The 11,937-nt window shown below is 73.7% G+C and carries 12 protein-coding genes and 1 riboswitch; of the genes, 8 read left to right on the forward strand and 4 right to left on the reverse strand.

Going from position 1 to position 11,937, the window contains the following annotated elements; translation table 11 throughout:
• The first annotated feature begins 33 nt into the window (after positions 1-33).
• Positions 34-131, forward strand: a riboswitch (glycine riboswitch).
• Between the two features lie 95 nt (positions 132-226).
• The 5 genes from gcvP (at position 227) to ACIQLL_RS04960 (ending at position 5,854) form a co-directional block, all read left to right on the forward strand.
• Positions 227-3,187: an aminomethyl-transferring glycine dehydrogenase gene (gcvP, locus tag ACIQLL_RS04940; RefSeq protein WP_402463939.1), complete on the forward strand. Its 2,961-nt coding sequence runs from the start codon at positions 227-229 to the stop codon at positions 3,185-3,187.
• A 13-nt stretch (positions 3,188-3,200) separates the two neighbouring features.
• Complete coding sequence (gene gcvT / locus ACIQLL_RS04945; RefSeq protein ID WP_402463941.1) at positions 3,201-4,373, forward strand: glycine cleavage system aminomethyltransferase GcvT; 1,173 nt, start codon at positions 3,201-3,203, stop codon at positions 4,371-4,373.
• Positions 4,374-4,443: 70 nt separating this feature from the next.
• A complete protein-coding gene (gcvH, locus tag ACIQLL_RS04950) occupies positions 4,444-4,812 on the forward strand; it encodes a glycine cleavage system protein GcvH (RefSeq protein WP_402463943.1) in 369 nt (122 codons plus the stop codon).
• Between the two features lie 274 nt (positions 4,813-5,086).
• Positions 5,087-5,320: a LuxR C-terminal-related transcriptional regulator gene (locus ACIQLL_RS04955; RefSeq protein WP_402463944.1), complete on the forward strand. Its 234-nt coding sequence runs from the start codon at positions 5,087-5,089 to the stop codon at positions 5,318-5,320.
• Between the two features lie 117 nt (positions 5,321-5,437).
• A complete protein-coding gene (locus tag ACIQLL_RS04960; protein WP_402463946.1) occupies positions 5,438-5,854 on the forward strand; it encodes a (deoxy)nucleoside triphosphate pyrophosphohydrolase in 417 nt (138 codons plus the stop codon).
• Here ACIQLL_RS04960 and ACIQLL_RS04965 read toward each other — a convergent pair.
• Positions 5,843-6,394, reverse strand: a complete 552-nt coding sequence (locus tag ACIQLL_RS04965; RefSeq protein ID WP_402463948.1) for a P-loop NTPase family protein — start codon at positions 6,392-6,394, stop codon at positions 5,843-5,845. The genes ACIQLL_RS04960 and ACIQLL_RS04965 overlap by 12 nt on opposite strands.
• A gap of 43 nt (positions 6,395-6,437) precedes the next feature.
• Here ACIQLL_RS04965 and ACIQLL_RS04970 point away from each other — a divergent pair, with 43 nt between their 5' ends.
• The 3 genes from ACIQLL_RS04970 to ACIQLL_RS04980 all read left to right on the forward strand — a co-directional run bounded on the left by ACIQLL_RS04970 (position 6,438) and on the right by ACIQLL_RS04980 (position 7,728).
• The gene (locus ACIQLL_RS04970) at positions 6,438-7,004 is read left to right on the forward strand and encodes an MOSC domain-containing protein (RefSeq protein WP_402463950.1); all 567 of its coding nucleotides are present in this window, start codon (positions 6,438-6,440) and stop codon (positions 7,002-7,004) included.
• A 65-nt stretch (positions 7,005-7,069) separates the two neighbouring features.
• Positions 7,070-7,471, forward strand: coding sequence for a hypothetical protein (locus tag ACIQLL_RS04975; protein ID WP_402463952.1), 402 nt, complete (start codon positions 7,070-7,072; stop codon positions 7,469-7,471).
• A gap of 38 nt (positions 7,472-7,509) precedes the next feature.
• Positions 7,510-7,728 (forward strand): hypothetical protein, encoded by a 219-nt coding sequence (locus tag ACIQLL_RS04980; RefSeq protein WP_402463953.1) that lies wholly within the window; start codon positions 7,510-7,512, stop codon positions 7,726-7,728.
• A 240-nt stretch (positions 7,729-7,968) separates the two neighbouring features.
• Here ACIQLL_RS04980 and ACIQLL_RS04985 read toward each other — a convergent pair whose 3' ends face one another.
• The 3 genes from ACIQLL_RS04985 to metE form a co-directional block, all read right to left on the reverse strand.
• Positions 7,969-8,388 carry an Hsp20/alpha crystallin family protein gene (locus ACIQLL_RS04985; protein WP_402463955.1) on the reverse strand — a complete coding sequence of 140 codons (420 nt, stop codon included), beginning with the start codon at positions 8,386-8,388 and terminating at the stop codon, positions 7,969-7,971.
• A 151-nt stretch (positions 8,389-8,539) separates the two neighbouring features.
• Positions 8,540-9,040, reverse strand: coding sequence for an FBP domain-containing protein (locus tag ACIQLL_RS04990; RefSeq protein ID WP_402463957.1), 501 nt, complete (start codon positions 9,038-9,040; stop codon positions 8,540-8,542).
• 405 nt (positions 9,041-9,445) lie between these two features.
• Positions 9,446-11,902 carry a 5-methyltetrahydropteroyltriglutamate--homocysteine S-methyltransferase gene (gene metE, locus ACIQLL_RS04995; RefSeq protein WP_402463959.1) on the reverse strand — a complete coding sequence of 819 codons (2,457 nt, stop codon included), beginning with the start codon at positions 11,900-11,902 and terminating at the stop codon, positions 9,446-9,448.
• Positions 11,903-11,937: the final 35 nt, after the last annotated feature.

An 11,937-nucleotide genomic window follows, 5' to 3' on the forward strand; every position in this document is an offset into this window, starting at 1 on the left:
ATGGCAGCGCTCGACCAGAAACGAACAGCCGCTCGAACCGTGACGGGAGAGCGCGGCCCCAGCCAGGGGTCGGCGCCGAAGGAGCAAACCCTCCCCGGGAATCTCTCAGGCCCAGGTACCGTCACGGCGAGGCAACTCTGAAAAGCGGTCCGTGCACGACGCCGGACCCACCGACGGTGCAAGCCGGCGCGCCCCGTACGGCGGACCGGCCAAACTCTCAGGTCCCATGACAGAGCGGGGAGGGTCCCAGCCGTCCGACCCTCGGAGCGCCCTCGTGACCCACTCCCCCGTCGACCCCGACGTCTTCGCCGACCGGCACATCGGACCCCGCGCGGCCGAGACCGCCACCATGCTCGACCAGCTCGGCCTCGACAGCCTCGACGCCCTGGTCGACGCCGCGGTACCGGGCTCCATCCGACAGACCGCCGGGCTGGACCTCCCGGCGGCGCGCAGCGAGGCCGAGGTGCTGGCCGACCTGCGCCGCATCGCCGCGAAGAACCAGGTCAAGCGGCAGATGATCGGTCAGGGGTTCTACCCGACCGTCACGCCCGCCGTCATCCGGCGCAACATGCTCGAGTCCCCCGCCTGGTACACGGCGTACACGCCGTACCAGCCCGAGATCTCCCAGGGCCGGCTCGAGGCGCTCCTCACCTTCCAGCAGGTCGTCGAGGACCTCACCGGGCTGGAGATCGCCGGGGCGTCCCTGCTGGACGAGGCCACCGCCGTGGCCGAGGCCGTCGCCCTCATGTGGCGGGCCTCGCGGGCGAAATCGGGCTACGTGGTGCTCGACGCCGACCTCTTCGGCCAGTCGCTGACCGTCACCCGGGGCCGCGCCGAGGCCGTGGGGCTGCCCGTCGTCGTCGTGGACCTCACCGACGGGCTCGACGCGGCGCTCGCGGCGTACGTGGCGTCCGGGGGCACGCTGCCGGACGGTGACCTCGTGGGCGTCGTCGCCCAGCAGTCGGGCGCCTCGGGCCGCGTGCTCGACCTCCGTGCGACGGTCGCCGAGGCCAAGGCGCGCGGGGCCCTGGTGACGGTCGCGACCGATCCCCTGGCGCTGACGATGCTGGTCTCCCCCGGCGAGCTCGGTGCCGACGTCGCCGTCGGGTCCGCGCAGCGGTTCGGCGTCCCGCTGTTCTACGGCGGGCCGCACGCGGCCTACGTCGCGGTGCGCAAGGGGCTGGAGCGGCAGCTGCCCGGTCGCCTGGTGGGCGTCTCCGTGGACGCCGACGGGCAGGTGGGCTACCGCCTCGCGCTGGCCACGCGCGAGCAGCACATCCGGCGCGACCGTGCGACGTCGAACATCTGCACCGCCCAGGCGCTGCTGGCGAACGTCGCGGCGATGTACGCCGTGCACCACGGGCCCGAGGGGCTGCGGGCGATCGCCGAGCGGGTGCACGGGCATGCGGCGGCCCTCGCCGCCGGCCTGCGCGGCGCCGGCGTGACGGTCGAGGCCGACGCCTTCTTCGACACCGTCCGCATCGCGGTCCCGGGCCGCGCGGAGGCGATCGGGGCGGCGGCCGTCGCGGCCGGCTACAACTTGTACGTCCCGGACGCCGATCACGTACAGATCTCCTGCGACGAGACCACCACCGGCGACGACGTCGCCGTGCTGCTCGGCCTGCTGGGCGCCGACGAGGCCGCTGCCGCCGACGACGGCGTGCCGGGGCTGGACGACGCGCTGCTGCGTCGCACGGACTACCTGACGCACCCGGTGTTCCACCGGCACCGCTCCGAGACGGCGATGCTGCGGTTCCTGCGCGCGCTGAGCGACAAGGACCTGGCGCTGGACCGCACGATGATCCCGCTCGGGTCGTGCACGATGAAGCTCAACGCGGCCGTGGAGATGGAGCCGATCAGCTGGCCGGGGTTCGCCGACCTGCACCCCTACGTGCCCGCCGACCAGGCCGCGGGCTACGCGGAGCTCATCAGCACGCTGGAGGGGCAGCTCGCCGAGATCACCGGCTACGCGGCGGTGTCGGTGCAGCCCAACGCCGGGTCGCAGGGTGAGCTCGCAGGTCTGCTGGCCATCCGCGAGTACCACGCCTCGCGCGGCCAGGGCGCGCGGGACGTCGTGCTGATCCCCGCCTCGGCGCACGGCACCAACGCGGCCTCGGCCACGCTCGCGGGGCTGCGCGCGGTGGTCGTGGCCACCGCCGAGGACGGCGAGATCGACCTGACCGACCTGCGCGCCCGGCTCGACCAGCACGGCGAGCGGGTGGCCGCGATCATGATCACCTACCCCTCGACGCACGGCGTCTACGAGCCGCACGTCCAGGAGGTGTGCGACCTCGTACACCAGGCGGGCGGTCAGGTGTACATCGACGGTGCCAACCTCAACGCCCTCGTCGGCCTGGCGCGACCGGGCCGGTTCGGCGGCGACGTGTCGCACCTGAACCTGCACAAGACCTTCTGCATCCCGCACGGCGGCGGCGGCCCCGGCGTCGGTCCGGTCGCGGTGGCCGAGCACCTGGTGCCGTTCCTGCCCGGCGACCCGACGCCGTCGGCCGGGGAGCTCGCACCCGGCCACCGGGCCGGGGCGGTGCCGCCCGTGTCGGGCACGCGTCACGGCTCGGCCGGGATCCTGCCGATCTCCTACGCCTACCTCGCCCTCATGGGCCCCGACGGGCTCACGGCCGCCACCGAGAACGCCGTGCTGACCGCCAACTACGTCGCCTCGCGGCTCGCCCCGCACTACCCGGTGCTCTACACCGGCGAGCACGGCCTGGTGGCGCACGAGTGCATCCTGGACCTGCGGGCCATCACCGCCGAGACGGGCGTGACCGTCGACGACGTGGCCAAGCGCCTCATCGACTTCGGCTTCCACGCACCCACGATGGCGTTCCCGGTGGCCGGCACCCTCATGGTCGAGCCCACGGAGTCCGAGGACCTCGGCGAGCTCGACCGGTTCGTCGAGGCCATGATCGCCATCCGCGGCGAGATCGACGCCGTCGCCGCGGGTCGCTGGGCCGTGGCGGACTCGCCGCTGCGCAACGCCCCGCACACCGCGGAGTCGGTCATGATGGACGAGTGGACGCTGCCCTACACCCGCCAAGAGGCGGCGTTCCCCGTGGCGAGCCTGCGCAGCGGCAAGTACTGGCCGCCGGTGCGCCGCATCGACCAGGCGCACGGCGACCGCAACCTGCAGTGCTCCTGCCCGCCCGTCGACGCCTACGCCCAGAACTGAGGGTCCCGAGACCATGACCGAGACGAAGTCCCCGCTGCACGACGAGCACGTGGCGCTCGGCGCCCACCTCACCGAGTTCGGTGGCTGGCTCATGCCGCTGCGGTACAGCTCGGACATCGCCGAGCACCGGGCCGTGCGGGAGGCCGCCGGGCTGTTCGACCTGTCGCACATGGGCGGGATCAGCATCACCGGACCGGACGCCGGCGCGTTCCTCGACCACGCGCTCGTCGGCAACCTGTCCGGCCTGCGCCCCCTGCGCGCCCGGTACACCATGCTGTGCGCCGCCGACGGGGGAGTGCTGGACGACCTGATCGTCTACCACACCGGCGCCGACGAGTACTTCGTCGTCGCGAACGCCGCCAACGCCGGGACCGTGCTCGTGGCGCTGCTGGAGCGGGCCGCCGGGTTCGACGTCGCCGTGCGGGACGTCTCGGCCGGTCAGGCGCTGATCGCCGTGCAGGGGCCGCGCGCCGAGGAGATCCTGCGCGAGGTGCTCACCGAGGACGCGACGGTCTCGGGAGGCACCGCGCTGGACGACCTGCGGTACTACGCCTGCATCGGGATGCGGTTCGGCGAGGCGACGGTGCTGGTGGGCCGCACCGGCTACACGGGTGAGGACGGGTTCGAGATCTGGGTCGAGCTGGCCCACGCCGTGCCGCTGTGGCGTGCTCTGCTCGACGCCGGGGAGCCGTACGGGCTGGTGCCGGCCGGGCTGTCCGCCCGCGACTCGCTGCGGCTCGAGGCCGGCATGCCGTTGTACGGCCACGAGCTCGACACGACCACCACCCCCTACGACGCCGGGATGGGCCGCATCGTCAAGCTCGACAAGGTGTCCGACGACGGCACCCCGGTCGAGTTCGTCGGCCGCGCCGCGCTGGAGGCCCGCCGCGACAGCGCGCCGACGCGCGTGCTGGTGGGTCTGCGCGGCACCGGCCGCCGGCCCGCCCGCGCGGGGTACGCCGTCGTGCCGCCGGAGGCCGAGGCGTCCGACGGCGGTGCGCTCGGGCCGCAGGTCGGGACCGTGACGTCGGGCGCGCCGTCGCCCACGCTCGGGCACCCGGTCGCCCTGGCCTACGTGACGCCGGAGCTCTCCGCCGAGGGGACCGAGCTGGCCGTCGACGTCCGGGGCCGCGCCGAACCGTTCGTCGTCGTCCCGCTGCCCTTCTACCGCCGCGGTGACGCGTAGCGGCCCACCTGTCGTCCGGCCCCGCCGGACGTCGCCGGACCCGAACCCCCCGAGACCGAAGGAGCCGACCATGGCCGACTTCCCCCCGAACCTGCGCTACTCCGTCGAGCACGAGTGGATCGACGACGCGACCCCCGCGACGGTGGGCGTCACGTCCGTCGCCGCCGAGGCGCTCGGCGACGTCGTCTACCTGGAGCTGCCGGAGGTGGGCGCCACGGTCGAGGCCGGTGCCGTCATCGGCGAGATCGAGTCCACCAAGTCCGTCTCGGAGCTCTTCTCGCCGGTCTCCGGAACGGTGGTCGAGGTCAACCAGGCGGCGATCGACGACCCCGCCCTCGTCAACGCCGAGCCTTTCGGTTCCGGGTGGCTGTTCAAGGTCGAGGTCACGGGTGAGGGGCCGCTGCTGAGCGCCGAGGAGTACGCGCAGCACGCGGGATGACGGCACACGGACGGCATCGTGACCAGATCGTGATGTAAGAAGTCCTCGCCGCGGCGTCATCGCGATGGCATCGCGCTGACCTGCACCGACGTCGCTCGTGCGGCGGTCGTGGCCGGCCGGGAGCGCTGTTCCGAGGCCCCGATGACGCCGGATCGCGGGACGGGTTTCCGAAAGTCCGCGTCATGAACCCCGGCCTTCACGCTCTCCACACCATGACGGCAGATCCCCAGGCTGACCAAGGAGCAGGTCGGCGGCCGTCGTGGAGGACTGAAGGATGAGTGCAATCGAGATGGACCGGCCGATGGTCAGTGCGAGCCTGACGCGTCGTGAGCAGGTGGTGCTGTCGAACCTGACCGAGGAGATCACCCTCGAGCAGATCGCCACCAAGCTGTTCGTCACCCGCAACACGGTCAAGTCGCAGGTGCGCAGCGTCTACCGCAAGCTCGGGGTCTCGACCCGTGCAGACGCGGTGGCGTGGGCGCAGACCGCAGGCCTGCGGAGCAGCTGAGCACGTCCTGACGCCGGCCCTGCCACCTCTCGGGGGATGACGGTGGCAGGGCACAGCGTCAGGGACGAGCCGCAGGGCCCGGATGGGCACGGCTCGGCAGGATGGCAAGATCGCGGCATGACACGTCGCCTCGTCGTCGCCGCAGCGATCGTCGACTCTCTGGAACGACCCGGTCGGCTGCTCGCAGCCCGCCGCTCCCGACCCGCACCGATCGCCGGGCGGTGGGAGTTCCCCGGTGGCAAGGCCGAACCGGGGGAGGCGCCCGCCGAGGCGCTGCACCGGGAGCTCGACGAGGAGCTCGGCGTCGCCGTCACGCTCGGCCACGAGCTGGCCGGACCCGACGACGGGGCCTGGATCATCACCGACCGCCACGTGCTGCGGCTCTGGTTCGCGACGTTGCGCACGGGGGAGCCCCGGCCGCTGGTCGAGCACGACGAGCTGCGCTGGCTCGACGCCGCCACGTTGTGGGACGTCGACTGGTTGGACGGCGACGTCCGGATCGTCGAGGAGCTCGCGCCGCTGCTAGAACGCTGAGACGGACCGCTCCAGACCCGCGACCCAGTCGCGGATCTGCGAACGGCTGCGCAGGCGCACCACCTCGACGTGCGGCGCCTCCTGCGCGAGGTGGCGGTCCAGCCCGTCGAGCTTCCGTCGCGTCCGCCAGGCCCACCGCACGATGTGGTCGCGATCGGTGAGGAACGTGCGCAACGGCGGTTCGACGTTGCCGTTCCACAGCACCGTCCGGCGCAGACGGCGGTCCACGGTGCGGCGCACCACCTGGTTCATCACCACGCCGACCGGCAGGTCGAGCCACACCAGCATCTCCGCGCGCTCCAGCAGGATCGGGCGCGCCCGGCGGTACTGCCACTCGCACACCCAGGTCTCACCCGCGGCGAGGGCGCGGACGTCGTCGAGGAACTCCGGGCGCGGCGTCCAGTGCGGACCGTGGTGCAGGGCGTCCGTCTCGGTGTGGGGGACGCCGAGGGTCGCGCCGATCCGGGCGGCGAGCGTCGTCTTGCCCGCGCCGGAGGTGCCCGCGACGAGGATGCGGCGGGGGAGGGGCGGCGTCGGCACCGGCACATCCTACGGACCGGGTGCTGGGTGCCAGACTCGGCGCATGGCCACCTTCGAGTACCCGGTCCGGATCGAGCACCTGCTCGTCTCGCCCGAGCACGCGTACTTCGGACGTCCGCGCGACGGCGCCGCGGACGTGCCGACGTCGGACCTCGCCGAGGCGCAGGTCGTGGCCGGCAAGGGGATCGTGGGGGACCGGTTCTTCGGCAAGGCCGCGCACCTGGACGCGGCCGTGACGCTGTTCGCCGCCGAGGCGCTCGAGGCGATCGCCGACGAGCTCGGCACCGGGCCGCTGGACCCGCTGCTGACCCGACGCAACGTGGTGCTGCGTGGCGCCGAGCTGGCGCCGCTGGTCGGCTCGGAGTTCACGATCCGTTCCCGGGCGGGGGAGGTGACGTTGCGGGCCGGACGCGCGGCGAACCCGTGCGCGTGGATGGACCGCGTCCTGGCGCCGGGGGTGCATGCGGCGATGCGGGGTGGCCGGGGCGGCGTGCGGTGCGTGCCCGTCACGGACGGCGTGCTGCACCGGGGGCCGGCCGTGCTGGTCAGCCCGGTCGAGCTGGACCCGGCGCGCGCCGGGCTGGCCGTCCGGCGTCCGCGGCTGCCGTAGGTCTGCTGGTCGATGGGACGTCTGGTATCGTCCGGCGGCAACGTGCCCCCCATGGTGGAGAGACGATGCCTGACCGGCTCCGACGATCGACGGCCGCGGCCGCGCTCGTCCTGATCCCGGCGGGACTCGCCGGGTGCACCACGACCGACACCCCGTCGGGGGCAGCGGTCGACCAGCGAAGCGACCTCGTCGGGACGTTCGAGCCGGCCGACGGCGGTTTCCAGGTGGTCCTCGACGCGGAGGAGTTCACCGCCACCGACGTCCCTGCCGAGCTGCTGGGCCACGGCGACCCGCAGGACGTCTCCGGTACGTGGAGCATGCCGGACGGGGTAGGGATCTTCCTCGAGATGAAGGATCCGGGGTCGGACGAGCTGCTGCAGCAGATCCCCGTCGACGTCGTCGACGCCGACGAGCTGGTGATCGACGGCGGTACGGAGGACGCGGTGACGCTGGAGCGCGTGGACTGACGGGGGAGAGCGGCGCGGGACCGGGCTACGCTGGTCCCATGAGCGACTTCCAGGTGAACCGGCCCCCGCAGAACGACGCCCCCGGGGCGATGCTCGGGCGGGTCATCGTCTCGTTCGTGCTCTTCGCGGCCGGGCTCGCCCTCATCGGCATCGGCGCCACGGGCGGCAGCGACCTCTCCCCGTACCTGTTCACCGGCGGCATCCTGGCCGTGTGCCTGGGCTTCGGGCTCCCCATGATCGGCGCCTCCGAGCGCTGACCTGGAGCGAAGCGGAGCGTGAGGGCCGAGGGACGAGGCACTCGCGCGTAGCGCAGTGCAAGGTCGGCGCGACCGATAGCGCTGTGCGAAAGCCCGGAGCGAGCTGGCGAGTGCAGGGGTGTCGCGACCGAGGGTTCTGGCGGTAGCCCGGAGCGAGCCGGCGAGAGCAGGTCCGTGCGCGACCGCGCCGGGGACCGGCCGACGTCGCGGCGGTCCCCGGCGAGGTCGCGCACGCGCCGCTCAGGCCTCGATGGTGGTCGGTTCGCTGCTCGCGCGCGCGACCTCGATCTTGCGCGGCTTGGCGTCCTCGGCCACGGGGATGGTGAGGATCAGCACGCCCTCGGCGTAGGAGGCGCTGATCCGGTCGAGCGCCAGCCCCCGACCGAGGGTGAGCTGCCGTGCGACCGTGCCGGACGGGCGTTCGCGCAGCAGCCACTGGTCCTCGCCGGAGCGGGGTGTGCGTTCGGCGCGGATCGTGAGGGTGCGGTCCTCGCACGAGACGTCGATGCTGCCGGGATCGATCCCCGGCAGGTCGGCGGCGAGGACGTAGTGGTCACCCTCGCGGAACAGGTCCATCGGCATGCCCGGCGCGTTCCTGGACGTGGCGAGCGAGCCGAACAGTCGGTCCATCTCCTGGAACGGGTCCCAGTAGGTAGCCATCGCGCATCACCTCCTCGACGGGGGCCACGATCCGCGGCCCCGACCGCGATCAGCGCGCCGGTCCGTCCGGCGTCGCCTGGCTACACCTCATGATTTAGCACTCTCGACCCGAGAGTGCCAGATCCCGGCTCTTCGCTCACAGCGAACAGCCTCATGCGGTGCTGCGGACCTCCTCGACGAACCGTCGGACCCGCTCCTGGAGCCCGGCGATGCGGCGCTCGACGACGGCGGCACGCGCCTCGTCGTCGTCCGTCCCGGTCTCGGCGAGCGTCGGCCGGCGTCGCACGTGCCGGGAGCAGCGGAAGTCCGAGCAGACGAGCGTGCCGATGGTGTTGCCCTTGCGGCCGACGGCGCCGGCCCGGCGGGCGACGAGCAGGGACGTGTCGCTGCCGTCGCCCACCTCCTCGCACCAGGCGCACATCGCGGCGCGGCGGCTGCTCGTCTCGGGGGCGCGCAGGATGATGCCGACCGGTGCGGCGTCGATCTCGACGACGGCGTAGGCGGCCAGCGGCTGCTTGCGGTCGCGCCAGCCGAGGTACTCGAGGCGGTCCCACCGGATCGCGTCGAGGTCGGGGACGATCATGCGCTGTCGCTCGCTGCGGGTGGTGTTGACGAGGGCGGCGCGGAGCTGTGCTTCGGTGAGGGGGCTCATGGTGCGGCTTTCGTGAGCGGGGGCGCCACGGCGCCCGACGCGCGGCGGTGCGCGGCGTCGTCGGCGGGTGGCTGAGGGCAGGGGAGAACCGGGCCCCTGCTCGCTCCGCGTCGTGGGACGGCGGTCAGCGGCGGGTGCCTCGGGGGCCGGGGGTGCCTGAGCAGGCCTCCACGGCCACCCCGCTCCCCGCGACGACGCCCTGCATCCTTCGCTCCTCGATCCGATCCGGTGGGCCCGCGCCGACGGCGGGGCCGAGACCATGGTGACACACGACGGTTGCCTCGATCGATGACCTGGGTCACCCGCCACCCACCGTCCCGCGAGCACGCCCTCCGGGCGGTCGACGGTGCCGTGGGGCCCGCCCGCGCCTGCGGACGGGCCCCACGGCATGCTCGGCGACGAGGGTCAGAGGGTGGCGCGCACCGTCCGGGCCGCCTCGACGAGGTGCCGCAGCGACGGCTCCACCTCGGCGTACCCGCGGGTCTTGAGCCCGCAGTCAGGGTTGACCCACACCACGGCCGGGTCGATCGACGTCACGGCGAGCTCCAGCAGCTCGGTGACCTCCTGGGCCGAGGGCACCCGCGGCGAGTGGATGTCGTACACGCCCGGCCCGACGCCGCGCGCGTACCCGGCGGCGTGCAGCTCCGGCACGACCTCCATGCGCGAGCGCGCCGCCTCGATCGAGGTCACGTCCGCGTCGAGGCCGTCGATCGCCCCGATGACCTCCCCGAACTCCGAGTAGCACAGGTGCGTGTGCACCTGGGTCGACGCCGCGGCGCCGGCGGTGGCCAGGCGGAAGGACCCGACCGACCACTCCAGGTACGTCTCCTGATCGGCACGCCGCAGCGGCAGCAGCTCCCGCAGCGCCGGCTCGTCCACCTGGACGACGGCGGTGCCGGCGGCCTCCAGGTCGGCCACCTCGTCGCGCAGGGCGAGCGCCACCTGGTTCGCGGTGTCCGCGAGCGGCTGGTCGTCCCGCACGAACGACCACGCCAGGATCGTCACCGGCCCGGTGAGCATCCCCTTGACCGGCTTCTCGGTGAGCGACGCCGCGTACGTGGTCCACCCGACCGTCATCGGGGCCGGCCGCGTCACGTCACCCCACAGGATCGGCGGGCGCACGCAGCGCGACCCGTAGGACTGCACCCAGCCGAGGTCCGTCGTCGCGAACCCGTCCAGCAGCTCCGCGAAGTACTGCACCATGTCGTTGCGCTCGGGCTCGCCGTGCACCAGCACGTCCAGGCCGATCTCCTCCTGGAGGGCGACCACGCGCGCGATCTCCGCCTGCATTGCCGCGGTGTACGCGTCGTCGGGCAGCTCGCCCTTCGCCCAGGCGGACCGGGCCCTGCGGATCTCCGCCGTCTGCGGGAACGACCCGATCGTGGTGGTCGGCAGCGGCGGCAGCCCGAGACCCTCGCGCTGGGCGGCGACGCGCTCCGCGTGCGCCCCGCGCTCGAAGTCGGCGGGCGTCAGGGCCGCGAGGCGCTCGCGGACGGCCGGGTCGACGACGCCCCGTGCGGCCGCACGCTCGGCCAGGGCGGCGCTCGCCTCGTCGAGGGCGGCACGCACCGCGTCCGGCCCGTCGGCGTGGGCCCGGGCCAGCACCGAGACCTCCCGGACCTTCTGGTCGGCGAACGCGAGCCACCGCCGCAGTCCGGGAGTCCGGCCGGCCCGCTCGGCCGCGGGTCCCTCCCACGTCTCGTCGTCGACGTCGTGGGGCACGTGCAGCAGCGACGTCGAGGTGCCGACCGTGATCGAGCCGGCACCCAGCGGGCGCAGCGCGGCGAGCACGTCGAGCCGCGCGGCGAGGTCGGCGCGCCAGACGTTGTGCCCGTCGACGACGCCGGCCACCAGGGTCTTCGTGGCCAGGCCCGGCACGGTCCCGTCGGGACCCGACCCGGTGGGCACGGCGCCCTTGACCAGGTCGATCGCGATCGCGTCCACGTCGGTCGCGGCCAGCAGGGCGAGCCCGTCCCGGGCCGGTGCGGCCTCGGTGCCCGCGGTGGCCAGCCCGCCGAAGGGGGCGGCGACGAGGATCCGCGGTCGCTCCGGGGTGACGTCGAGGGCGTCGTCCGCCGAGGCTGGCGCGAGGTCCGTCGCCAGGGCCAGGTAGGCCGACGTGATCGCGGCGTCGGTCCGCCCGGCGTCCACGTCCATCGTGTCGGAGACCAGGACGGGCTCGTCGAGCTGCACCCACGGCACGCCGACGGCGGCGAACGCGCGCAGCAGCTCGGCGTACGCGGCGACCACGTCGTCGAGCCGGTCGAGCGGGTGGAACCCGTCCGCGGCGTCGTCGGCAGCCTTGGACAGCGCCAGGAACGTCACCGGGCCCACGAGCACCGGGCGGGTGGTGACGCCCGCCTCCTTGGCCTCGGCGTACTCGCGCACGACGCGGTGGTCCGCGAAGGAGATCGGCGTGGTCTCGCTGATCTCCGGCACGAGGTAGTGGTAGTTGGTGTCGAACCACTTGGTCATCTCCAGCGGCGCGTCCTCGCCGCGGCCGCGGGCGACGGTGAAGTAGCCGTCCAGGTCGAGGGAGCCGTCCTCGTCGTCGATCAGGTCGCGGAACCGGGCCGGCACGGCGCCCAGCAGCGCGACGACGTCGAGCACCTGGTCGTAGTAGGAGAACGAACCGGGCACGGACCCGTCGTCGGGGTCGAGGCCGAGCGCGACGAGACGCTGGACGGTCTCGCGTCGCAGCGCGCCGGCCGTGACCTCGAGGTCGACGGCGTCGGTGCGGCCGGCCCAGCGCGACTCGACGGCGCGCTTGAGCTCGCGCCGCCGTCCGATGCGCGGGTAGCCGAGGATCGTGCCGCCCGGGAACGCGGCGGCGGGGTTCGGGTCAGGTGTGGTCATGAGCATTCCTTCGGGTTCGGGCCCCCACGGGGACGACGGCG

Source organism: Isoptericola aurantiacus (assembly GCF_044769875.1).
In the GTDB taxonomy this organism is placed as follows: Bacteria; Actinomycetota; Actinomycetes; order Actinomycetales; family Cellulomonadaceae; genus Isoptericola; species Isoptericola aurantiacus.

Excerpts from the sequence above, each read along its gene's own strand:
- gcvP (WP_402463939.1), top strand. The coding sequence starts at position 227 with ATGACAGAGCGGGGAGGGTCCCAGCCGTCCGACCCTCGGAGCGCCCTC.
- gcvT (WP_402463941.1), top strand. The coding sequence starts at position 3,201 with ATGACCGAGACGAAGTCCCCGCTGCACGACGAGCACGTGGCGCTCGGC.
- gcvH (WP_402463943.1), top strand. The coding sequence starts at position 4,444 with ATGGCCGACTTCCCCCCGAACCTGCGCTACTCCGTCGAGCACGAGTGG.
- ACIQLL_RS04955 (WP_402463944.1), top strand. The coding sequence starts at position 5,087 with ATGAGTGCAATCGAGATGGACCGGCCGATGGTCAGTGCGAGCCTGACG.
- ACIQLL_RS04960 (WP_402463946.1), top strand. The coding sequence starts at position 5,438 with ATGACACGTCGCCTCGTCGTCGCCGCAGCGATCGTCGACTCTCTGGAA.
- ACIQLL_RS04970 (WP_402463950.1), top strand. The coding sequence starts at position 6,438 with ATGGCCACCTTCGAGTACCCGGTCCGGATCGAGCACCTGCTCGTCTCG.
- ACIQLL_RS04975 (WP_402463952.1), top strand. The coding sequence starts at position 7,070 with ATGCCTGACCGGCTCCGACGATCGACGGCCGCGGCCGCGCTCGTCCTG.
- ACIQLL_RS04980 (WP_402463953.1), top strand. The coding sequence starts at position 7,510 with ATGAGCGACTTCCAGGTGAACCGGCCCCCGCAGAACGACGCCCCCGGG.
- ACIQLL_RS04985 (WP_402463955.1), bottom strand. The coding sequence starts at position 8,388 with ATGGCTACCTACTGGGACCCGTTCCAGGAGATGGACCGACTGTTCGGC.
- ACIQLL_RS04990 (WP_402463957.1), bottom strand. The coding sequence starts at position 9,040 with ATGAGCCCCCTCACCGAAGCACAGCTCCGCGCCGCCCTCGTCAACACC.
- metE (WP_402463959.1), bottom strand. The coding sequence starts at position 11,902 with ATGCTCATGACCACACCTGACCCGAACCCCGCCGCCGCGTTCCCGGGC.